Raw genomic sequence first — 22,297 nt, forward strand, 5'->3', positions numbered from 1 at the left:
GAAAAGCTCAAGATCTGCGCACCGTCCTCGCCCCGGCTCTGCTCAAGCATCCGCGGCCGCAGGCCCGGTGGGGACGCCTCGCCGTCAGTCCGCCTCGATTTCCTCGGCCCCGCTGCCTTCCGCCGGAGCCTCGGGAGCCGGCGTGGCTTGCTGAGGCGCTTCCTCGGCCTTGGTTTCCGCAGGCTTGGGATTCAGGCTGAGCAGGCGTCTGGCCGGCTCGCCAACGACTTCATACTGAAGGCCGTAATCCGGGCGGGCCAGCAGCAACTCGGGCTCGCGCTGGACGATGACGAAGTCCACCGATTCCCCGTTCGTCAACCCGATGTGGAGTTTTGGCCCTTCGGCCGCCTTGTCCAGGTGCTTGACGTCGATCGCACGTGCCGACTGCCAGTTCGTCAGCAAATCGCCGATGTGGGTTCCGCCGCCTTCCTGCGGCGGCTCGAAAACCCACTTGCCGTCCTGCCCCAGCCGCGCTTTCCATTCCGGCAAGGCGATCTCCTGGATGCGCGCGTCCTCGGGCAGCAGCTTCTTGTCGACGTAGTCCGTCGCCTGGGCCGTCAGATGGCGCGAGAAATCGTCGCGCACCAGGTGCAGGGTGTCCCCGATGCGAACATAACGCCGCATGTTGATGGGATCGGCGCCGCCGAAGACCAGCACCGCGTCGCCCACGGTCAGACTGGCGATGGGCTTGTCCAGCTCGAACTTGGCCAGTTCCTCCGGCTTGAGCGGATAGCTGGCGTCGCTGGTGGCCTTCGCGATCTCCAGCAGCTGCCGAACCCGGAAGTCGTTGGCCGGTGCGGAAAACGGCGCCGACACCCACCAATGCCCGTCCTTCTTCGTCAGGACGATGGTCTTGTCGCCCTGCTGCAGGGTCAGAGTATCGACCTTGTCGATCTCCACCCGGGTCAGCGGCGTCTCGGCGGGCTCCTTCTTGCCGGGCTCGAAATAGGCGATGGCGCCGAGCACGGCCAGGGCGGCCAACAGCGAAAGATTGAGCAGCATCCGAGATTTCATAGTCCCTCCACCAAATAACCGGAAGCCAAGGCGGACGATGCGCCTCGGATCGTCCGAATCAGAACCGTCCCCACCAGCCCGCCTTCGAGTCTCAACGCTGGCGCCGCCGCCACCAGATCAGCACGCCGCTGCCGATCAGCGCCAGCGGGAGCACGATCAAAAACCCGAAGCCGATGATGCCCGAGGCCAGCGGCGTGAGCTGCAGGTCGCGGTCCGGCGAGGTTTTGGCGGGAATGTTGATGAATTGGTCGTTCTGGCTCAGCCAGTTGATCATGTTGAGGCCGAGATTGAGATTGCCGCCGTTGCCGAGGAAGGCATTGGAGAGGAAATCGCCGTCGCCGACCACCAGGATGCGCTGCTCTCTCGGCTTGGCCGCCTCGGCGCCTTCCTTCTTGTCCGCATCCTTCGCCTCGGCCTTGAGCTCGCGGGTCAGCACATAGGCGATGTGCAGCGGGCCCTGGCGTTCGCCCTTGTCGGCATCGAACTGGATCTTGCCCTCGATGGGGCCGGTCTCGGTCCAGGAGCGGGCGAGGGTGTTGAGCAACGCCTCGCGCTCGAAGTCATGATTGTCCTGCACCACATCCAGCGCCAGCGCGGAAGGGAACAGGGTCATGGTCTGGAAGCCGTAGGTGATCGCATGCGGCGGATAGTCGGCGACCAGGGCGAACGTCGGATCGTCGATGCCGAACAGCTGGGTCGACGCGTCCACCACCTTCCCCGGCAGCACCTGCACGCCGAGCTGCCGCGCCAGGGGCGCCAAGCCCTTGAGGTTGTCGGAATCCATCAGCCACAGCAGATTGCCGCCCTGCTTCACCCACTCGCCGATCAGGCTCACCTCGCCCGGCAGCAGGTTGGCGTTCGGGCTGGCGATCACCAAGACATCGGCATTGTCGGGAATCTTCGGCGTAACACCCAGGTTCACCGTGGACACGCTGAAACCCTTGCGCCCCAGCTCGTCGCCGAACTGGCCCAGGTCGTGGTTGGCGCGCTCGGTGGGGGAGCGCTCGCCGTGGCCTTCCAGGAACACGATGCGCTGATCCTTGGCCCGGGCCAGGCGCTGCAAGGCGTTGGTGAGAGTGGTCTCGTTCGCCTCCTGCACGTGTTCGCTGCGGCCCTGGTATTCGATCACCAGCTCCCCGTCGACCGAAATACCCAGTTCGCGGACCTTGTCCGGCTGGGTATCCGGATTGACGAAGCTCAGGGTCAGGTCCTTCTTGCGGCGGCTGTAGCGGCCGACCTGATCGGCGATCTGGTCGCGCAGGTTCTTGGTTTCGCGAGCGTAGGCCGTCACCCGCACCGGTTCCTTCAGCATCTCCAGCACCTTGATGCTGGCTTCCGACAGGGTGTGGCGGTGCCCGGCGGTCCAGTCGAACTGGGCAGAATAGCGGGTGCTCAGCCAGGCGACCAGTGCCACCACGCCGAGGAACAGAAGGGTGAACAACAGGTTCTGGAGCCGCAGCTCCATGTGAGTCTTGCGGTTGATCTTCATTTTTGCAGCCGGTCGTTATCCAGACGGTGGACGCTCAGAACCAGGAACGTCAGGATGAACAGGAGGAAATAGATCAGGTCGGTGGTCGAAACCAGACCTTTCAGCAGTGCTTCGTAATGCCGCAACAGGGACAGATACTGCAGCACGCCGTTGGCATCGCCCTCCGCGCCGCCGGTCCAGTCGATGATCCACAGCAGCAGCAGGGCGCCGAAGGTCGCCACCGCCGCCACGGTCGGCTGGTTGGACAAAGCCGAAATGTACAAGCCCACCGCGGCGAAGCCCGCCAGCAGCAGCACCAGCGCCAGGACGCACGAGGCCAGCTTGCCGACATCGAGCGCGCCCCCCATCAAGAGCGAGAGCGGCATCAAGGCCAGCATACCGACCATGATCAACAGGAAGAAGAACACGCCGAGGTATTTGCCCAGGATGATGTCGGTCATCGACACCGGGGCGGTGAACAACAGGCTCAGAGTCCGGTTACGGCGCTCCTCGCTGATCAGGCGCATGGTCAGCAGCGGGGTCACCAGCAGCAGGATGACGCCGGCATTGCCGAACAGCGGCGCCACGATCAGATCGGTCACGCCCGGCATTTCCTCCATGCCGGCCATGCGCGGCTGCATCATCAGGAAGTAATCGAGCTGAGCCAGGAACATGTAGCCCAGGATGATCTGGATCACCCCGAGCACCGACCAGGCCAGCGGGGAAAGGAATAGGGTGCGCAACTCGCGCGCTGCGATCGTGAAGGCCATCATGCCGCCTGCTCCTCGCCCTGCGGATCGGTTTGGGTGATGTCGATGAAGATCTGCTCCATGCTGCGCCGCTCCGGCACCAGTTCGGCCAATCCCCAGCCGGCGCGGACCACGACTTCGGCGACCCGCACCGCCGGGTCCTTGTCCTTGTCGTGGAAGATGCGGTAGCGGTTATGCCCCATATCCTCGATGGATTGCACGCCTTCCAGGCCATAGAGCTGGCGCTGATCGAGCGGGTCGCGGGTGGCCACCAACAGGCTGGAGGCGCGCATACGCTGCTCCAGGCTCGCGATCGTGCCGTTGAGCACCAGCTTGCCCTTGTGGATGATCTGGACGTGGGTGCAGGATTCCTGCACTTCCGGCAGAATGTGGGTCGACAGGATCACCCCGTGTTCGCGGCCCAGTTCCCGGATCAGCTCGCGGATTTCGCGGATCTGGATCGGGTCCAGCCCCACCGTGGGCTCGTCCAGCACGATCACCGCCGGCATGTGCACGATGGCCTGGGCGATGCCGACGCGCTGCTGGTAACCCTTCGACAGGTTGTTGATCAGGCGCGGTCCCACCTCGGTCAGGCCGCAACGCTCCTTGGCGGTGTCGACCGCCCGCCGCAGACGTTCCCGGCTGATGCGGTGGAGCCGGGCGCAGAACTCCAGGTATTCGTCCACGGTCAAATCGCGGTAGACCGGCGGAATCTCCGGAAGATAGCCGAGTTCTCGCTTGGCCTCGCGCGGCTGGTCGAGGATGTCGATTCCGTTGATCAGGATCTGGCCGGAGGTCGGAGCGAGATTCCCGCAGATCATCTGCATGGTCGAGGACTTGCCGGCGCCGTTGGGGCCGAGAAATCCGAGAATTTCGCCTTTTTCCAGCGTAAAGCTCACATTGTTTACGGCGCAATGATCGCCGTAATACCTATAGAGTTCTTGAACTTGAATCAGGCTCGTCATGTTGCGCGTAAGATACGAAAGTTTGTACAAAATGCAAGTCTGCCGGGACGCACGGCCCCGTCCATGCTGAAACCGCCGCCATTGGGACTCTACATCCATGTGCCCTGGTGCGTGCGCAAGTGTCCGTATTGCGATTTCAACTCCCACCGCTTCGAGGGAATCCTGCCGGAGCGCGATTATATCGCGGCCCTGCTGCAGGATTTGTCGCGAGACGCGAGAAGGGTTCCGGGCCGCACGGTGGAATCGGTATTCATCGGCGGCGGCACCCCCAGCCTGCTGAGCCCCGAAGCCATCGGCCTATTACTGGACGGCGTCAGGGCGCGCATTGCCCTGGCCGCCGACGCCGAGATCACTCTCGAAGCCAATCCCGGCACGGCGGAAAGCGCCAAATTCAAAGGCTTCCGCGAAGCCGGCGTCAACCGCCTGTCGATCGGTGTGCAGAGTTTCGACGACGCCAAGCTCGCGGCTCTGGGTCGCATCCACGACGGCCGCGCCGCCGTCGAGGCGGCTTCCATGGCGCGCGAAGCCGGATTCGGCAACTTCAACCTGGACCTGATGTTCGGCCTGCCGGGCCAGACCGTCGCCGAGGTGGAACGGGATGTGGAAACGGCCATCGCGCTGGGGCCGACCCATGTCTCCTTCTACCAGCTCACGCTCGAACCCAACACCCTGTTCCACCGTTTTCCGCCCGTGCTGCCGGATGACGACGACATCTGGAACATCCAGCGCGCCGGCCAAGCCCTGCTCGCCGAACACGGCTACCGCCAATACGAGGTCTCGGCCTATGCCCGCGACGGCTTCCGCTGCCGCCACAACCTGAACTATTGGCGCTTCGGCGACTATTTAGGCATCGGTGCGGGTGCTCATGGCAAGATCACCGAACCGGCGTCCGGACGGGTCACGCGGCTATGGAAAACCCGCCACCCCGTGCAATACCTGGAAACCTTAGGCATCGGCGGCGAGCACCGCGTCAATCCGGAGAACCTGCCCTTCGAATTCCTGATGAACCGCTTGCGGCTGCGGGATGGTTTCGAGCTTGGCGACTTCACCGAAGGCACGGGACTGGAGGCTTGCGCCCTGGAACCCGCCCTGTCGGAATGCCTGAGCGAAAGACTGCTGGAGCGATCGGGCAGCCTTATCCGCTGTACCGACACCGGCTGGAATTTTCTGGACGACGTCTTGCAGCGCTTCCTTCCGTCTGCCTGAGCCGGCTTCACACCGGTCCCAGGAGGGAGGCGACGCCCATGTTAAGCAGCGTGAGGAGGAGGCTCCCCAGCAAGGCCGAAGCAAAACCATGGATGCGGATGCCTGGAACCAGGACGGACACCATCCATAGCATGAAAGCGTTGATCACCAGGAGGAAGAGCCCGAAGCTCAGGATCGTGAACGGCAGGGTGAGCAGCACCATGACCGGCCGCACGAAGGCGTTCACCAAGCCCAGCATGATGGCGCCGAGAATCGCCGAACCCCAGCCTTCCACCTCGACTCCCCGCACGAGATGGGCCACCAGCAGCAGCAAGGCTGCCGTGAAAAAGAGATGCACGAGAAACGCAACCACGCGATGCCTCCGTATCTGTTCGACGAATCGGACGACGACCGTTGCAGTTTAGCGCGGCGGATGCCATAAGTACCATGGCCTCGGATCCCTACCGACGCTACCCCGGGATTGGCTCGATTTGACCGCGCTGCCGCGTAACGCTTTAATCGTCGTTTCCAAACGCATTGAAATGCCGCTTCCGGTCCGCATTTCCTAGCACACCCCGTTCGCTCCCGATCAGCCCCCGCTTTGCCATTGAGTTCCGATGAGTAGTGTTCCGCATCCGGCGAGCCCTTCCGCCGACCTGGTCCGTCCCTCGCTGGCCGGGCTGATCCGCCTGAACCATCCGGCCTCCGGCATCGGCCTGTACCGGATCGCGGTGAAGGCGGTGGAGAGCGGCGGGTACCTGTCGCGTTTCAAGGCACGCGGCATGGAGTTCGACGAGTCGCGGCCCTACGCCCCGGGCGACGACGTGCGCAACCTGGACTGGCGGGTCACGGCGCGGACAGGCCGGACCCACACCAAGCTGTTCCGGGAAGAGCGCGAGCGGCCGGTGATGCTGTCGGTGGACTACCGCGCGGCAATGTGGTTCGCCACCCGCGGGGCGTTCAAATCGGTACGGGTGGCCCAGCTCGCCTCCCTCCTGGCCTGGAGCGCGAGCCACCACGGCGACCGGGTGGGCGGCCAGATCTTTTCCGAGCACGGCTGCAGCGAGTTCAAGCCCGAGCACGGCCAGCGCGGGGTGCTGCGCCTGCTCCGGCAACTGGCGGACACGCAAGGGCCGGCGCTGCCGGCCACGGCGTCCGAGACCGTGCCGGCCGCGGCCATGAAACGCTTGCAGCAGCACGTGAGGCCGGGGACTTTGGTGTTCGTGCTCAGCGATTTCCGCGGCTTCGACGCCGCGGCGCAGACCGCCCTGAGCGCCCTGGCGCGGCATGCCTCGGTGGTGCTGGTGTTCGTGTACGATCCACTGGAGGCGGGATTGCCGAAATCCGGCCATTTCCGGGTCAGCGACACGATCCGGGAAACGGCCTTCGACGCCAGCCGCCGCAGCGCCGAGCGCTGGCGCGAGAAATTCGAAACGCGCCGCGGCGCACTGGAACACTACGCCCGCGGCCACCGCATGCGCTGGCTGGAATGCTCGACCGCGGACGATCCGCTGGCATTCCTGCAGCGGGCGCTGCGCGCCTCATCGAAGACGCGCTGAAGGCATGGAGCCGCAACTCGATCTCCGCGACATCCATCTGCCCCCGCCGGTTGGCTGGTGGCCCCCGGCGCCCGGCTGGTGGCTGGCGCCGCTGCTGGCCATCGCGCTGGCCCTGATCCTGTGGCTCGTGTGGAGGCGCCTCATCCGCAACCCGTTCAGAAACGAAGTGCTGCGCGAGCTGGCCGCGATCGAAGCCTTGGACGCTCTCGATCCGGCCGAAAAAATCCGGCGGGTCTCGGTCCTGTTGCGGCGCGCCTGCCTGACTCTCTATCCGCGGCAGGAAGTGGCGGGGCTGACCGGCCAGGCCTGGCTGGACCGGCTGGATTCCTTGCTGGGCGACCGCCGCTTCCGCGACGGCCCCGGCCGCTGCCTCGCCGACGCCCCCTACAGACCCGCCAGCGAAGCGGACCCGGCCGCCCTGTTCGCCTTGTGCCGGGACTGGGCCCGCAAACTGCCCCGGCCGGGACGCCGCGCTCACTGATCCCCCGCATCCATGTTCGAATTCGCCTGGCCCCTGCTATTTCTCGCCCTGCCTCTACCCCTCCTCGTTTACTGGGCGTGGCGCCCCGCGCCGCGCGGGGGCGGCGGGGTGCTGCGCGTCGCCTTCGCCGGAGAATTCGCCGACTTGGGCACCGCGGGCCCCGCCGCGCCGGGCAGCCGTGCCCCGCTGGCGTTGGCCGCGCTGGGCTGGCTGCTGCTGGTCTCGGCGGCGGCCCGGCCGCAGTGGCTGGGCGAGCCGATCGAGCAGACCGTGAGCGGACGCGATCTGATGCTGGCCGTGGACCTGTCCGGCAGCATGGACATCGAGGATTTCGTGGTCAACCGCGAGGTCTCCAACCGGCTCGAGGCGGTCAAGCGGGTGGCGACCGCTTTCATCGAGCGGCGCACCGGCGACCGGGTCGGGCTGATCCTGTTCGGTGAACAGGCTTATCTCCAGGTGCCACTCACCTTCGACCGCAAGACCGTCCAGAACCTGCTCGACGAGGCCGTGATCGGCCTGGCCGGCGACAAGACCGCGATCGGCGATGCCATCGGCCTGGCGATCAAGCGCCTGCGCGACAATCCAGCCGACCAGCGGGTGCTGATCCTGCTCAGCGACGGCGCCAACACCGCCGGCCAGGTGCAGCCGCTGCAGGCCGCCGAACTGGCGGCGCGGGAAGGGCTCAAGATCTACACCATCGGCGTCGGCGCGGACGAGATGATCGTGCGCGACTTTTTCGGCACCCGCCGGGTCAACCCTTCCGAGGACCTGGACGAGGCCACGATGACGGCCATCGCGGAAAAGACGGGGGGACGCTATTTCCGCGCCCGCAACACCGAGGAACTGGATCAGATCTATGCCCTGTTGGACCAGCTCGAACCCTCCTCGCGCGACGCCCAGTATTTCCGCCCCCGGGACGAACTCTATCCCTGGCCGCTGGGACTCGCGCTGCTGGCCGGCGTGAGCGCGTTGTGGCTGCGCGGGAGGAACGCCGCATGAACGAGTTCCATTTCCTCCGTCCGCTCTGGCTGGCGGCCTGGATTCCTCTGGTGCTGGCGCTTTGGTACTGGCGCCGCCGCGAGCAGGGCGAGGGCGACTGGACCCAAGTCTGCGACGGTGGCCTGCTGCCGCATCTGCTGATCGGCACGGCCGGCCGGACCGGCAGGCTGTCCTGGTGGCTCGGCGCGATGGCCGGTACGCTGGCGGTGCTGGCCGCGGCCGGCCCCGCCTGGGAGCGCCAGCAGACGCCGGGATTCCGCAGCCAGTCGGCGCTGGTGATCGCGCTGGAACTCTCCCCGGCCATGGACGCGGCGGACCTCCAGCCCTCGCGCCTGACCCGGCTGCGCTATGCCGTGACCGATCTGCTGAAGCACCGCAAGGACGGCCAGACGGCGCTGCTGGTCTACGGCGGCGATGCCTTCACCGTCACGCCGCTGACCGACGACGTCGACACCATCGACGCCCAGCTCCCGGCCTTGAGTTCCGACCTGGTGCCGACCGCAGGCCACGACGTCGAGCGAGCCCTGACCCTGGCCGCCCAGCTCCTGCGCGATGGCGGTTTCGGCCGGGGCGACATCCTGCTGGCCGCGGTGCAGACGGACCCGGCGGCCGAAGCCGCGGCGGCGCGACTGCGGGGCGAGGGTTTCCGGGTCTCGGTGCTGGGTGTCGGCACCGAAGCGGGCGCCCCGATTCCGCTGCGCAACGGCGGCTTCCGCAAAGCCGCCAATGGCGAGATCGAGCTGTCGCGTCTGGACGAATCCGCTCTCCGCCAGCTGGCCGAACAGGGCGGCGGGCGCTACCTCGAACTGAGCGCCGGCGCCACGGCCACCGATGCCTTGGCCTCGTTCTTCGAGCAGAACTCCCGCCTCAACGAAGGCGTCGAAGCCGCCATGAAACTGGCGCTGTGGGAAGACCGCGGCCCCTGGCTGCTGCTGCTGGTCCTGCCTTTGGCGGCGCTGGGCTTCCGCCGCGGCTGGCTGGCCGTCCTGGTGCTCGGCCTGCCGTTGCCGCGTCCGGCAGAGGCACTGGACTGGCAAGGGCTCTGGCAGACCCCGGACCAGCAGGCGGCGGAAGCCTTCCAAGCCGGACAATTCGACGAGGCCGCCCGGACCTTCCGGAATCCGGCCTGGCAAAGCGCGGCCGAGTACCGCGCCGGCAACTATGAGGAAGCGGCCAAGTCCTTGGAGGGACTGGACACAGCCGATGCCGCCTACAATCGGGGCAACGCCCTGGCCCGGGCCGGCAAACTGTCCGATGCGCTCAAGGCCTACGATCAAGCCCTCCGGCTCGATCCCAATGACGAAGACGCCCGCCACAACCGCGAAGCGGTCGAAGAAGCCCTGAAACGACAGCAACAACAGCAGAAGCCGCGATCCGATTCCGAGAACCGGGATCAGGAACAGAAGGACCAGCAGCAGGACCAACAGGACCCGAACGGGAGCAACCAGGACCAGGAGAATCCTCAGGGCCAAAAATCCGACCAGGATCAGTCCCGGGAACACCCCAAGCCGGACGAAAAAGCGGCCGAACAGGCCGGTGAACCAAACCGGGAACAGCAACACGAAACGGCAGAGGGGCACCAGCAGCCTCCGCCGCCATCGCCCCAGCCGCAGGAACAGGCCGGCGAGGAAGGCGGGAACCAGGAGCAGCAGATGCCGCAAGCCGAATCCCGATCCGAAGACGAAAAGGAACAGGCCACCGAGCAATGGCTCAAACGCATCCCGGACGACCCCGGCGGCCTGCTTCGGCGCAAGTTCCTCTATCAATACCGCCAGCGCCAGCAGCGCTCGGGAGGGCAATGAACATGGCGAAACGACGCAGGCAGGCATGGCGCCTGATGATCCTGGGCCTGCTGCTGTACCTGGGCCTGAGCGGCACCGGCATGGCTGTGGAAATCACCGTCACGGCCGATCGCGACCCGGTACCCATCGACGAATCCTTCAACCTCACCTTCAGCGCCGACGAATCGCCCGACGACGAACCGGATTTCACGCCGCTGAACCGGGATTTCCGGGTGCTGGGCCAAAGCCGGAACAGCCAGATATCGATGGTCGACGGCAAGCTCAGCCGCACCCTCGAATGGACCGTATCGGTCATCGCCAAACACGCCGGCACACTGACGGTACCGTCCATCGCTTTCGGCGCCGACCGCTCCAAGTCCGCCACTGTCACGGTCACGGATCGAGCCGTGCAGGGGCAAGCCCGCAGCGGCGGGGACGATGCGCTTCTGATCGAAGTGGACGTCGCGCCGGAAAACCCTTATGTCCAGGCGCAGGCGATCTACACCGTGCGCGTGCTCTACCGGACCAATCTGGGGCGCGCCCGGTTGAGCCCCCTGGAGGTTCCCGACGCGCTGGTCCAGCAACTGGGTGACAAGCGCAATTTCTCGACGGAACGTCACGGCAACACCTACGCGGCCACCGAAATCCGCTATGCGATTTTTCCGCAGAAAAGCGGCACCCTGCGTATCCCGCCACTGACCCTGGATGCCGAAGTTCAGGCTGGCGGACGGGGCGGAATGATCCCCTTCTTCGGGCGCCCGGCGAAAACCGTCAGCCTGCAGTCCGAACCGGTCGAACTGCAGGTGCGGCCGGCGCCGGCGGCGTTTTCCGGCAAACATTGGCTGCCCGCGGAAAGCGTAACGCTGGAGGAAACCTTGTCGCCGGACACCGCCGAGGTCGAGGCGGGCCAGCCCCTCACCCGGACCCTCACGCTCAAGGCGCGAGGCGCGACAGTCGGGGTGCTGCCGGAGCTGAGCTCGGCAGGGTTGCCGGCGGAAATTCGCAGCTACCCGGATCAACCGGCCCTGGACGAGCAGCGCCAAGGCAGCGGGCTGTTCAGCACCCGCCAGGAAAAAACCGCGCTGATACCCGACAAACCGGGCCGCTACGCTCTTCCTGCGATCGAAGTGCCGTGGTGGAACATCGCCACCGAAAAAATGGAAGTGGCGCGCCTGCCCGAACGTGTGATCGAGGTCGGCGCCGGCGCCGCGAGACGAGTCCAGCCGGTCCCGACAGCGGTGCCGTCGATGCCCGCCGAACCAGGCAGCACCGCGCCTGCCTCCGTCCACCCCGAGGCGGCGGAACCCGCTATGGCTGCCTCTCCGGTATGGTTCTGGCTCAGCATCGTTCTGGCGGTAGGGTGGCTGATCACGGCGGGCCTGTGGTGGCGATCGACCCTTAGGGCGCATGAGGAACCCGCCAAAAAAACGCCCGAAAACGGCAGGCCGTCCGACAGACAGTGCATGCGCGAACTGAAGGAAGCCTGTGCCGCCAACGATCCCGAACGGACCCGCCGAGCCCTGCTCGACTGGGCCGCGCTGCGCTGGCCGGATCACGAAGCCTCCTTGGAAGGAATCGCCTCACACTCCGAAGGCGAGCTGAAAACCGCCGTCCAGGCTCTGGGTCGTGCGCTCTACGGCCATCCACGGGAAGCATGGAAGGGAGAGCTGCTGTGGGCGGCGATCGTGACCACCGATCTGGGCAAAGCGAGGCAGGAAAACCGGGGCTTGCCAGAACTCGCATCCCTGCATCCGGCGGCGAAGGCCACGCCTTAGTCCGACGTCCGGTCGCCGGACAAGGTTTCGATGACCCAGTACAGCCCCTGGGTGAAAATGACGCCGAGCAGAAAGCCGCCGATGAAAAATTCGGAAGGGTGGTGCTGGAAATGTCCGGCCAACAGCTTGCCCGACACGAAGCCGACGACCAGCGAGAGCCCCACGCGGAGCCGGTGGAAAATGTCCTGAGTGGTCATGATACGCTCCATTTTTCGATAAGGATCGTCGATTGCGGCGAACCCAAGCCGGAACGCGGTAACGCCGAACGCTGTCCTTTATAGGATAATAAATCCTTTTTCACCACTCCTCGTTTCCCCTTGTCACGCGCATGAAAAAGCGTCTGGAAAACCTGCTCCGCACCGCACTGGATCGACTGCACGCCGCCGGCGACATTCCCGCGGAAGCGCAAGTCCCGATCATCGTCGAACGCACCCGCGATCCGGCCCACGGCGATTTCGCGGCCAACGCGGCCATGCTGCTGGCGAAACCCGCGCGCAGCAATCCACGCCAGCTGGCCGAGAAGATTTGCTCCGCGTTGCCGGATGACCCGGCGGTCGTCCGCACCGAAATCGCAGGACCCGGCTTCATCAACTTCTTCATCGACCCGGCCGCCCTGTACCGGATCATCGCCGAGATACACGCCCAGGGTCCGGGCTTCGGCCGCAGCAAGATTGGCGCGGGGCAGCGGGTGCAGGTCGAATTCGTCTCCGCCAATCCCACCGGACCGCTGCACGTCGGCCACGGCCGCGGCGCCGCCTATGGCGCGGTGGTCGCCGACCTGCTCGAAGCGGCCGGTTTCGACGTCCACCGGGAATACTACGTCAACGACGCCGGGCGGCAGATGGACATCCTGGCCGCCAGCGTCTGGCTGCGCTATCTGGAAAACTGCGGCGAAGTCCTGCCGTTTCCAGCCAACGCTTACCGCGGCGAATACGTGCGCGACGTAGCAGCGGACCTCCACCGCGCCCAGGGCGAGCGCTACCGGATTTCCTCGGATGACGTCCTGGCCGGGCTACCGCCGGACGAACCCCAGGGCGGCGACAAGGAAGACTATATCGACGCGGTGGTCCGCAAGGCGAAGGACACGCTCGGCCCCGAGCGCTACCGCGAGGTGTTCGCCGCCGGGCTGGACAGCATCCTCGACGACATCCGCGACGATCTGGGCGAATTCGGCACGCATTACCAGGAATGGTTCTCCGAACGGAGCCTGACCGAAACCGGCGCGGTCGAGCGCGGCCTGCAGAAGCTCAAGGACTCGGGCTACGTCTACGAGAAGGACGGCGCCCAGTGGTTCGCCTCCACCCGGCTGGGCGACGAAAAGGACCGGGTGCTGGTGCGCGAGAACGGCCAGACCACCTATTTCGCCTCCGACGTCGCCTATCACCTCAACAAGCTGGAGCGAGGCTTCGACCGCATCGTCAACATCTGGGGCGCCGACCACCACGGCTACATCCCGCGCGTCAAGGCCGCCATCCAGGCCTTGGGAGGCGATGCCGACAAACTGGAAGTGCTGCTGGTGCAGTTCGCTGTGCTGTACCGCGGCGAGGAGCGGGTGCAGATGTCCACCCGCTCCGGCGAATTCGTCACGCTGCGCCAGCTCCGCAACGAGGTCGGCAAGGACGCGGCGCGGTTCTTCTACGTGATGCGCAAGTCCGACCAGCACATGGATTTCGACCTCAAGCTGGCCACTTCCCGCACCAACGAAAACCCGGTCTATTACGTGCAGTATGCCCATGCCCGGGTGTGCAGCGTGTTCCGGCAGCTCGACGAAAAGGGCTGGGCGCGGAATCTGGGGCGGGGCATGGAACAGCTCGAACGGCTGAACGAAGCGCACGAACTCGCGCTGGTGGGCACCCTGTCGCGTTATCCCGAGGTGGTGGAACAGGCGGCACTGCAATACGCGCCGCACCATTTGGTGCATTATCTGCGTGAACTCGCCGCCGAATTCCACGGCTACTATAATAGCTGCCAGTTCTTGGTCGAGGACGGGAACCTGAGGGATGCCCGTCTGAATCTGATCGACGCCGTGCGGCAGATCATCGCCAACGGTCTCGGCTTGCTGGGCGTGTCCGCGCCCGAAACCATGTAGACATGCCAAAGGATTACAAACACAGGGTTCCCGGGTACCGTCAGGCGCGGCGCCGGCGCAAGCGCGGCTGGCTGGTGGCCGGTTTCGCCGCGGCGTGCCTCGCCGCCGGCGGAGGAACCTATTTCATCCTTGCCAAACAAGCCGGGACAGATGTAAAAGTCTCGCCGCCGGAAACCCGTCCCGCCCCCGGTCAATCGAGACAAACCGGGGATACAAGCGAAGCCAAGAGCCAGGAAACACCCGCCCCAAGCCCCGGAAAGAAAACCAATCCGCCGCGCTTCACCTTTTACAAGATATTGTCGGAAAAGGAAGAAATCATCCCGGAAGCGGAAATCCGGACCATCAAGCGCGAGGAAGAACAGGGCAAGTCGCCCCCCGGCGGTGGCTACATCGTTCAGGCGGGCTCCTACCGCTCGCGGGCCGACGCCGAAAAAATGCGCACCGACCTGATCAAGCTCAAGGTCAAGGCGCGGCTAGAAAGCGTAAGAATAGAAAACGTCGAATGGTTCCGCGTGAAGGTCGGTCCCTACGACAGCTTGGCCGACGCCGACCGCCTGCGTTCGTTCCTCAAGAAGAACGGGATCGACAGCGTAGTGCAGAAAATGACTCCCCGCGCCACCCCCCCCGCTACCAAGCATTGAGCACCCCCACGCTTCAAGCCACCAGCCTGTAGCACGGCTCATATGTCGTCCCCGGCAGTTTCATCCGCTTCTGCGCCACGAAGGTCGCAAGCAATTCGTCCAGCGGATCAAGGATCGAATGATCGCCGCGGATTTCGAACAAACCTTCCTGCTCGATCCGGCGAATGCCCTCCGCCTTCACGTTCCCTGCGACGATGCCGGAGAACGCCCGCCGCAGGTTCGCCGCCAGCGCATGGGCGGGCTGGTCCCGGTGCAAGGCGAGGCCGGCCATGTTTTCGTGGCTCGGCACGAAGGGCGTCTGGAATGCCGGCTCGATGTGGAGCAGCCAGTTGTAATAATAGGCATCGTCGTGATGGCGCCGGAACTGCCGCACCAGATCGACGCCTTCCCGCATCCGCCGGGCCACCTGCGCCGGATCGCCGATCACGATCTCGTAGCGCTTCCGTGCTTCCTGCCCCAAGGTCGCCTCGATGAACCGGTCGATCTGCTCGAAATAGCCGGCGCTCTGACGAGGCCCGGTGAAGACCAGGGGAAACGGCAGGTATTTGTTTTCCGGATGCATCAGGATGCCGAGCAGGTGCAGGATCTCCTCCGCCGTACCCACGCCGCCGGGAAATACCACGATGCCGTGGCCCACCCGCACGAAGGCCTCCAGGCGCTTTTCGATGTCCGGCATGATGACCAGCTCGTTGACGATCGGATTGGGCGGTTCGGCGGCGATGATGCCGGGCTCGCTGATGCCGACGTAGCGAGGCCTTCTGATACGCTGCTTGGCGTGGGCGATGGTGGCACCCTTCATCGGCCCCTTCATCGCACCCGGTCCGCAGCCGGTGCACACGTCCAGCCCCCGAAGGCCGAGTTCGTAACCGACTTCCTTGGTGTACTCGTATTCGCCGCGGTCGATGGAATGGCCGCCCCAGCACACGACCATGTTGGGCGGCACATCGGGCACGAGACCGTTGGCGTTGCGAAGGATGTGAAACACCGCGTCGGTGATATGCCGCGACTCGGACAGATCGAACTTCGGATCGCCGACGATCTCGAACCGGGTATAGACGATGTCTCGCAGCACCGAAAACAGGTGCTCGCGTATCCCACGGATCATTTCACCATCCACGAACGCGCTTTGCGGCGGGTTGATGAGCTCCAGGCGCACGCCGCGCGCCGTCGGGAGAACGCGGATGTCGAAGTTGCGGTACTTCTCGAACACCGCCTTGCTGTCGTCGACCTGGCCGCCGCAGTTCAGCACCGCCAGCGAACAATTGCGGAACAGTTCGTGGAGAGCGCTTTCGCTGCTGTCGAGCAGCTTTCCGACTTCGAGCTTGGACAGGACTTCGAGGCTGCCTTCCGGGCTGACTTGGACAGTGATGCTGGACATGGGACCCCTTCGGAGGACGGTGAGAAGTGTCGCCGCGACGTGCGGAAAACCTGTGGATAACTTTGTGGGAAAAATGCGGGATATGCCTGAGCCGGTTTGTCAATTGCCCCAGTCATCGCGCCACCAAATCCAAAATCCTTATAATTTCCCTTTTGAGACAATACCTTAAGAAGGTATCGCCACCGATGGGTAAAGATCGTCAATAAACCGAGCGGCCCGGGCCCATTGTGCACAACTTCGAAAAAATGCCCCATCAGCGAGCACGCCAGTCACGGATCGAGCGCCACGCGGGATGTTTTTCGATCAGGGCCAGAGCTTGTTCAAGCAGTGTCTTGCCCGGCTCGCGGCGGTGCCAAGTGGAAGCACCGGAAGGGTGCGGCAGGGGAATCAGGTCCGCCGTCAGGCCTTCGCTACGGTGCTGCTTCCCCACGATGTCGGCGAGCTGCCCGAACGCCAGAAACCGGCTTGCCGCAAGCCTGCCCACCGGGATGATCAGGCCGGGCCGGAGCAGTTCGATTTCCGCCCGCAACCAGACCGAGCACTGTTCGATCTCGTCCGTATCGGGAACACGGTCCCCGCCCTTGGGGTTCTTGCCGGGAAAACAGCGGCACACCGCCGCCATGTACACCCGCTCGCGGAATGCCTCCTCATCGAGGCCGATGCCGGCGAACCAGCGGAACATCGTCTTCCCCGCGGTCCAGGCGAACGGCTTGCCGAGCACGCCCTCTTTCGCTCCGGGCGCCTGCCCCACCAGGTACACCGGCGAGGCGACGGGCTCGCCCATGACCACCGGCGGCACCATGCCGGGGCAGCGGCTGCACCGCCGCAAGGCGGCCTGATGCTCGCCGATCGCCGCCGAAATAGCCATCAATGGGTTTCGCCGCGGCTCCAGGCCAAGGTGTGCAAGCGCATCAGAGTGTCCGGATCGGAAATCAGGCTGCGCTTCTCTGCGCTCGAGAGCGTTTCCGGGCCTTCCTCCACCAGTTGATACATCAGCGCATGCAGTTGATGGCGCAGACGCTTCTTCGGTAGCCGCTGCGGCAGCAATGCCGCGTGCAGCGCGCAGGTGGCGGGATCGACGACTTTGCCGTAGCCACTTTCCTCAGCTCGGGACTCGCGCTCGAGGTTCTGGTGCAGAAGCTCGATCACCCGGGGAGCGCGGGATTCTTCCGGCGTCAGAAACAGCCCCAGCCTGCGGGCAAAGAGGCCCAGGCCGGCGCTGCTGGATATCATGGAAGTCGGGATGGCGAAAACAAGGCCTGCGAGAACCGGCGTGAACCACCAGAAGAAGCTGGGAACGTAGTAGTAGCTGACTGCGCCGGCGGCCAACCCGACCAGCGTCTGTCCGCCATGGGCGAGGAACGCTTCCTTGAAGCTCAGGCCGTGCGCGTCCCGCTGTTGCGGCGGCCAGCCCACGCTCTTCCTGGCCAGAATGGAGATCACGAATTTGCTCTGATAAAGCATCAGCACCGGGGCGGTGAAGATCGAAAACACGCTTTCGAATAACACGCTGAACGTCACCCGGACTACGCCGCCGAAGGCCTTGAGTTTGCGGCGGTTGCGGGTGAAGAGCAGGATGAGGCTCCAGAGCTTGGGCAGGAACAGCATCGCCAGTGTGACCAGCAGCACCGTCGTCATCTCCACGGCATAGGACTCCGGCCAGACCGGGAAGATGTTGTCGCCGAAAAAGTACACTGGCAGGGTCTGGCTGCGGATATAGGCATCGAAGCCGGTGATGAGCAGGAACAGCAGCCACAGCGGGGACGAGAGGTAGGACATGATGCCCATCACCAGGTGCAGCCGGCTGATGCCGGACAAGCCCCGAGCGAAAACCATTCGGACGTGCTGCATATTGCCCTGGCACCAGCGCCGGTCGCGCTTGGCGTAGTCGATCAGGGTAGGCGGCAGTTCTTCGTAGCTGCCGCTCAGGTCATAGGCCAGCCACACTTCCCATCCTGCCTCCCGCAGCAAGGCAGCCTCGACGAAATCGTGGCTGAGGATTTCGCCGCCGAAAGGCTCGCGGCCCGGCAGCTTGGGCAGTCCGCAGTGTTTCATGAAGGGCTGGAGACGGATGATGGCGTTATGGCCCCAGTAATTGCTGTCGGCGAGCTGCCAGTAGGACGACCCCGCCGTGAAGATGTCCGAATACAGGCTGCTGGCGAACTGCAATATCCGGGCGAACAGCGACTTCTGGTTGACCGGCAAGGGGGGGGACTGGATCAGCGCGACGTTGGGATGTGCTTCCATCAGGTCCACCATGCGCACCAGCGTCTCGCCGCTCATCAGGCTGTCGGCATCGAGCACGATCATGTAGCGATAACGGTTGCCCCAGCGGTGGCAGAAATCTTCGATGTTGCCGCTCTTGCGAGCGACGTTCTTTTCGCGGTTGCGGTAGAAGATGCGGCCGTGCCCGTCGAACTCCTCGCACAGGCGGTACCAGTGGGTTTCCTCCTGAAGCCAAGTCTCCGGATCGCGGGTATCGCTGAGGATGAACAGCTCGAAACCCTCGGAGCGCCCGGTTTCCAGCAGGGATTGCCAGATTGCCGCAAGGCCCGAGAACACCCGGTGCGGATCCTCGTTATAGATCGGCATGACGATGGCCGTACGCGAGGGCGTCGCCTCCGGTTCCGGCGATGCCAACGGCGGCAAGCGGCTGATCGACTGGCTGTCGCCGCCGAACAGCAGCACCAGGAAGCCGATCGTCGCGGTCCAGAACGATGTGCTGATCCACAGAATCAGCAAGGTATACAGTAGCAGCAGCACCAACTCCTGGGGTGTCAGGCCGTTCTGCTGGAAAGCGCTGGTGATCATGAACATGGCAGCGAAGGTCGTCAGCGTCACCAGGGTCAGGAACACGGTTCTACGGAACAGCCTGGGCCGGCGGGGCATCGACGAATGAACGGCCATGTGGATCTTGACGAATCAGACGGACTTGAAAAGAAAGAAGCGAAGCTTCTGCCGAGGCATTGCCCCCGGCGCCTCGGGCGGCTGGGGCACAGGGTAATGCCGCTGCAAGCGGGAGGTGAGTTCCGGATTGACTGCGGAATTCTGGTACAGCTCGTCGGCGCTGATCCCCAAGTCCCCCAGCAGCAAGGCGGCGCGGGCGCCCGCGATCAGCGAGGGCTCGCGGCTGACATTGACGCCCAGCGCCCGCGCCAGCGCCTGGTCCAGACGCCGCTGGGCTTCCTCGATGGCTCGCCGCAGCAGTTCAGCGGAGTCGTGCCTGGCGACGCGCCGACGCGCACGTTCGACACATTCCGCGGCCAGCCGCTCGATGAGAGCCGCGTCCCGGAATCGCAAGCGCTGAAGATACGACTTGACGGTTTCTCCGATCTCGGAAGTTCCATGCCCGGTCGATTCCGATGCCATGAAGGTGGAAACGGCTGCGGGCTCCGCGCTCATTGAGCGCTCCACTGGTACAGCCAGGTTTCGGTGAGCACATCCTTGCCGGCGCGCAGCACCGCGCGCAATTCGACCGGATCTTTGTCCTTCTCGGGCTCCAGCTCGAAACTCAGACGCCAGGCGCCAGTCTCGGTATTCTTGTGGACGACGGCATCTCGGATGGCTCCAGAGGAGGTACTCACATCCGCCTCGATCTTGGCGTCCTCGCCATACAGCTTCAGGGTTTCGCTGACGAAATCGACCACGAACTTCCGCCTGCTCCCATCCTGGGCGTTGGTGCCGCCGGCGCCGATGCGGGTCGCCTGAACCTTGCCGGAACGCGGTGCCATCAGCTCGTCGGAAGTGAAATGCAGCCGGTACGAGAAACTCATTTCCTTGCCCGCATCGGTGGGCTGATCCGGCACCCAGAACGAAACGATGTTGTCGTATTTTTCCGCATCGCTCGGAATCTCGATGAGGTAAATCGCACCCGGACCCCAGTCGCCCACGGCCTCGACCCAGGACGTGGGCCGACGATGATAGTTCGCTTCCAGGTCCTGGTAATGATCGAATCCGCGGTCGCGTTGGAGCAGGCCGAAACCGGTGAGCTTCTCGTCCCGGAAGACGCTGATCCGCAGGTGGCGCGGGTTGTTCAGCGGACGCCAGATCCACTCGCCGTTACTGCGCGACACGAGGAGACCGTCGGAATCATGGACTTCGGGACGGAAGTCGTCGGCGAAGCGGTCTGTGTTCTCGCCGTGGAAGAACATGCTGGTCAGCGGAGCGATCCCCAGACGTTCGACCTTGCGCCGGAAATAGAGATGGTGAGTCACATCCATCGCGGTGTCGAGCCCGGGCCGCAGCACGAAGCGATAAGCTCCGGTGACGCTCGGACTGTCCATGAGCGCATATATCACCAGTTCGGCCCCCCCCGGCGCCGGCTTCTCGATCCAGAACTCCCGGAAGATCGGAAACTCCTCCGCCTTGGTCAGTCCCGTGTCGACGGCGAGCCCGCGGGCCGAGAGACCATAGGTCTGGCCCAAACCCACGGCCCGGAAATAGCTGGCGCCCAGGAATACGCTGGCCTCGTCGAAAACTTCGTTGCGCCGCAGCGGGTAATGGAACCGCACGCCGGCGAAGCCGAGATCGGCATCGAGAGGACCCGGCACCGGATTCTTGCCGAAGTCGAACAACTCGGGCGAATAAGCCAGGCGGGTCGCTTCGCCGTTGCCGACCACATTGATCACGACGCGGTCCTTGAACATGAATCCACGATGGAACAACTGAACCTGGAAGGGCAGTCCCTCGTCGCGCCAAAGCGCCTTGTCGGCCTTGAAGCGAATGTCGCGGTACTGATCGTAATCCAGTTTCCCCAGGAATTCCGGCACCCCGCCGTCGTCACGGACATACGGCTGGGCGGCCAAGGCGCGCGCGCGCTGCTCCACCACACCGAAACCAAAGGGCTTGTGTTCCTCTGCGGACTGCGGCGGCGGAACCGGGGTTGCACTCGGCGCCGGCACCAGGGCGGGCTGTCTCACGGGGCCCGCATGTGCAAAACCGCCTGCCCATGCCAGGCACAGATACAGGAGCATCCCGGTGCGTCTGTTCAATGGAATCGTACTCGCCAAGAGAGTTGCAAAAAAACCAGTCTGAGATTGCCGGCAAACAATGGAAGAACCGACGCGCCACCGGGCGGGGATTGCTACGGATACGGCGACAGCGGTCAAAGCGCCCGGCATGTCATCGCCGACGGCGTTGGATATAAAAATGCTTGCACGTTGGCACGTCGTGCGATTCATAGTATACAACGGGGCGGCGATAACCAGAACTTGAGCACCGACAGTCGATCTTGGAAGAGGGAAAGGCCTTTGAAGGAACTGCTACTGATTCGGCACGCGAAATCCGCTTGGGACGATCCCTCGCTCACCGACCGTGACCGGCCTCTCAATGGGCGAGGGAAACGCGATGCCGCTTTCATGGGAAGCCTGCTCCGGTTTCGGGGCCTGGAACCGGATCGCATCGTGTCCAGCCCTGCGCGACGCGCCCGGAAAACCGCGCGCCTGATCGCCGGGGAAGTCGGCTATGACAAAGACGCCATCGTTATCGAAGAGGGGGTATATCTCGGCGGCGGCCAGGCCATCGCCGCGCTTGTGCAAACGCTGAGTGATGATGACGAGCGGGTTTATCTGGTTGGCCACAATCCGGGCTTATCCGAAGCCGCATCCCGGCTGACTGGCGAAAATCTGGGCGAGATGCCCACCTGCGGCATCGTAGCGATCGAGTTTCCGGTCGACAGCTGGGCGCATGTCATGGAGGGTGCAGGACGGCTGAAATTCCTCGACTACCCCAAGAAACACCTGTCGCCCTGAACCTTCGAGTTTCTCAAGGGGGCTCGCCGAGATCGCCCGCCGACTGGACCAACAATAGGATTTTCACTCGCGCATCGACCTGAGCCGCCCGTCCGTAGCCGACGGCCCCCGGCGTGGCAGCGACGAAGCGAAGCACGGCCTCCTCGGACGACAGCACCTCGGGCGGATTGATGCCCTGGAAATACCGCTCGTTCCAGTATTCCTCCATTTCCTCCGGCAGAGCATCGAACACGGTGAGGGAAAAAAGCCGCCGCAGCGGATGCGCGGCGGGCAGATTCACCGGAACCCAGCGGCCGCCATACGCGTCCACCATGCTCTTGCGTTTGAAGATGAGCTTGACCGTGTCGAGCGACAGCTTGTCCAGCCGGCTGCCGGCCGAGGTGACCACGGCAATGGACTCCTCCGCCCCGGCAAGCGTCTGCCAGGATATGAGGATGAGGACCAGGAGCAACCGGCGCACGGC

General features: G+C 64.5%; 21 protein-coding genes. 9 read left to right on the forward strand and 12 right to left on the reverse strand.

Annotated elements, in window-relative coordinates:
- Window positions 1–84: 84 nt before the first annotated feature.
- From GNH96_RS02205 to GNH96_RS02220, 4 genes are all read right to left on the reverse strand, one after another.
- Window positions 85–1,014 carry a DUF4340 domain-containing protein gene (locus GNH96_RS02205; RefSeq protein WP_169601872.1) on the reverse strand — a complete coding sequence of 310 codons (930 nt, stop codon included), beginning with the start codon at window positions 1,012–1,014 and terminating at the stop codon, window positions 85–87.
- Between the two features lie 91 nt (window positions 1,015–1,105).
- Window positions 1,106–2,503, reverse strand: a complete 1,398-nt coding sequence (locus GNH96_RS02210; RefSeq protein ID WP_169601874.1) for a GldG family protein — start codon at window positions 2,501–2,503, stop codon at window positions 1,106–1,108.
- A complete protein-coding gene (locus GNH96_RS02215; protein WP_169601876.1) occupies window positions 2,500–3,255 on the reverse strand; it encodes an ABC transporter permease subunit in 756 nt (251 codons plus the stop codon). The genes GNH96_RS02210 and GNH96_RS02215 overlap by 4 nt, the downstream gene beginning before the upstream one ends.
- Window positions 3,252–4,196 carry an ABC transporter ATP-binding protein gene (locus GNH96_RS02220; protein ID WP_169601878.1) on the reverse strand — a complete coding sequence of 315 codons (945 nt, stop codon included), beginning with the start codon at window positions 4,194–4,196 and terminating at the stop codon, window positions 3,252–3,254. Before GNH96_RS02220 ends, GNH96_RS02215 begins: the two co-directional genes overlap by 4 nt.
- A gap of 63 nt (window positions 4,197–4,259) precedes the next feature.
- On the opposite strand from GNH96_RS02220, the gene hemW reads away from it, so the two are divergent.
- Window positions 4,260–5,402: a radical SAM family heme chaperone HemW gene (gene hemW / locus GNH96_RS02225; RefSeq protein WP_169601880.1), complete on the forward strand. Its 1,143-nt coding sequence runs from the start codon at window positions 4,260–4,262 to the stop codon at window positions 5,400–5,402.
- 7 nt (window positions 5,403–5,409) lie between these two features.
- Here hemW and GNH96_RS02230 read toward each other — a convergent pair whose 3' ends face one another.
- Entirely contained in the window at window positions 5,410–5,754 is a 345-nt protein-coding gene (locus GNH96_RS02230; protein WP_169601882.1) for a phage holin family protein, read from the reverse strand.
- 244 nt (window positions 5,755–5,998) lie between these two features.
- Between GNH96_RS02230 and GNH96_RS02235 the strand changes: the two genes are divergently transcribed.
- From GNH96_RS02235 to GNH96_RS02255, 5 genes are read left to right on the forward strand one after another with little or no spacing between them, the layout of a single operon-like run.
- A complete protein-coding gene (locus GNH96_RS02235; protein ID WP_169601884.1) occupies window positions 5,999–6,940 on the forward strand; it encodes a DUF58 domain-containing protein in 942 nt (313 codons plus the stop codon).
- A 4-nt stretch (window positions 6,941–6,944) separates the two neighbouring features.
- Window positions 6,945–7,421 carry a DUF4381 domain-containing protein gene (locus GNH96_RS02240; protein WP_169601886.1) on the forward strand — a complete coding sequence of 159 codons (477 nt, stop codon included), beginning with the start codon at window positions 6,945–6,947 and terminating at the stop codon, window positions 7,419–7,421.
- Window positions 7,422–7,433: 12 nt separating this feature from the next.
- Complete coding sequence (locus GNH96_RS02245) at window positions 7,434–8,420, forward strand: vWA domain-containing protein (RefSeq protein WP_169601888.1); 987 nt, start codon at window positions 7,434–7,436, stop codon at window positions 8,418–8,420.
- Complete coding sequence (locus GNH96_RS02250) at window positions 8,417–10,222, forward strand: VWA domain-containing protein (protein WP_169601890.1); 1,806 nt, start codon at window positions 8,417–8,419, stop codon at window positions 10,220–10,222. The genes GNH96_RS02245 and GNH96_RS02250 overlap by 4 nt, the downstream gene beginning before the upstream one ends.
- Window positions 10,223–10,224: 2 nt before the next feature.
- Window positions 10,225–11,976, forward strand: coding sequence for a BatD family protein (locus GNH96_RS02255; RefSeq protein ID WP_169601892.1), 1,752 nt, complete (start codon window positions 10,225–10,227; stop codon window positions 11,974–11,976).
- Here GNH96_RS02255 and GNH96_RS02260 read toward each other — a convergent pair.
- Window positions 11,973–12,173 (reverse strand): hypothetical protein, encoded by a 201-nt coding sequence (locus GNH96_RS02260; protein WP_169601894.1) that lies wholly within the window; start codon window positions 12,171–12,173, stop codon window positions 11,973–11,975. The genes GNH96_RS02255 and GNH96_RS02260 overlap by 4 nt on opposite strands.
- Before the next feature lie 131 nt (window positions 12,174–12,304).
- On the opposite strand from GNH96_RS02260, the gene argS reads away from it, so the two are divergent.
- Together argS and GNH96_RS02270 are read left to right on the forward strand one after the other, a co-directional pair.
- Complete coding sequence (argS, locus tag GNH96_RS02265) at window positions 12,305–14,065, forward strand: arginine--tRNA ligase (protein WP_169601896.1); 1,761 nt, start codon at window positions 12,305–12,307, stop codon at window positions 14,063–14,065.
- A 74-nt stretch (window positions 14,066–14,139) separates the two neighbouring features.
- Window positions 14,140–14,706 (forward strand): SPOR domain-containing protein, encoded by a 567-nt coding sequence (locus tag GNH96_RS02270; protein ID WP_228719978.1) that lies wholly within the window; start codon window positions 14,140–14,142, stop codon window positions 14,704–14,706.
- A 13-nt stretch (window positions 14,707–14,719) separates the two neighbouring features.
- Here the strand turns inward: GNH96_RS02270 and ppnN are convergent, their stop codons facing one another.
- From ppnN to GNH96_RS02295, 5 genes are all read right to left on the reverse strand, one after another.
- On the reverse strand, window positions 14,720–16,084 hold the full coding sequence (ppnN, locus tag GNH96_RS02275; RefSeq protein WP_169601900.1) for a nucleotide 5'-monophosphate nucleosidase PpnN: 1,365 nt from the start codon (window positions 16,082–16,084) through the stop codon (window positions 14,720–14,722).
- 253 nt (window positions 16,085–16,337) lie between these two features.
- Window positions 16,338–16,886 (reverse strand): uracil-DNA glycosylase family protein, encoded by a 549-nt coding sequence (locus GNH96_RS02280; protein WP_169604555.1) that lies wholly within the window; start codon window positions 16,884–16,886, stop codon window positions 16,338–16,340.
- Between the two features lie 65 nt (window positions 16,887–16,951).
- Complete coding sequence (gene mdoH, locus GNH96_RS02285) at window positions 16,952–18,991, reverse strand: glucans biosynthesis glucosyltransferase MdoH (RefSeq protein WP_169601902.1); 2,040 nt, start codon at window positions 18,989–18,991, stop codon at window positions 16,952–16,954.
- A gap of 15 nt (window positions 18,992–19,006) precedes the next feature.
- Window positions 19,007–19,486 carry a hypothetical protein gene (locus GNH96_RS02290; protein WP_169601904.1) on the reverse strand — a complete coding sequence of 160 codons (480 nt, stop codon included), beginning with the start codon at window positions 19,484–19,486 and terminating at the stop codon, window positions 19,007–19,009.
- Window positions 19,483–21,003 carry a glucan biosynthesis protein gene (locus GNH96_RS02295; protein ID WP_228719979.1) on the reverse strand — a complete coding sequence of 507 codons (1,521 nt, stop codon included), beginning with the start codon at window positions 21,001–21,003 and terminating at the stop codon, window positions 19,483–19,485. The genes GNH96_RS02290 and GNH96_RS02295 overlap by 4 nt, the downstream gene beginning before the upstream one ends.
- Window positions 21,004–21,012: 9 nt before the next feature.
- Here GNH96_RS02295 and GNH96_RS15950 point away from each other — a divergent pair, with 9 nt between their 5' ends.
- Window positions 21,013–21,834 (forward strand): SixA phosphatase family protein, encoded by an 822-nt coding sequence (locus tag GNH96_RS15950; protein WP_228719980.1) that lies wholly within the window; start codon window positions 21,013–21,015, stop codon window positions 21,832–21,834.
- A gap of 13 nt (window positions 21,835–21,847) precedes the next feature.
- On the opposite strand, the gene GNH96_RS02305 is transcribed toward GNH96_RS15950, so the two are convergent.
- Window positions 21,848–22,294 (reverse strand): hypothetical protein, encoded by a 447-nt coding sequence (locus GNH96_RS02305; protein WP_228720078.1) that lies wholly within the window; start codon window positions 22,292–22,294, stop codon window positions 21,848–21,850.
- Between the last annotated feature and the right edge of the window lie 3 nt (window positions 22,295–22,297).

Origin of the sequence: Methylococcus geothermalis (assembly GCF_012769535.1) — a bacterium.
Lineage (GTDB): Bacteria > Pseudomonadota > Gammaproteobacteria > Methylococcales > Methylococcaceae > Methylococcus > Methylococcus geothermalis.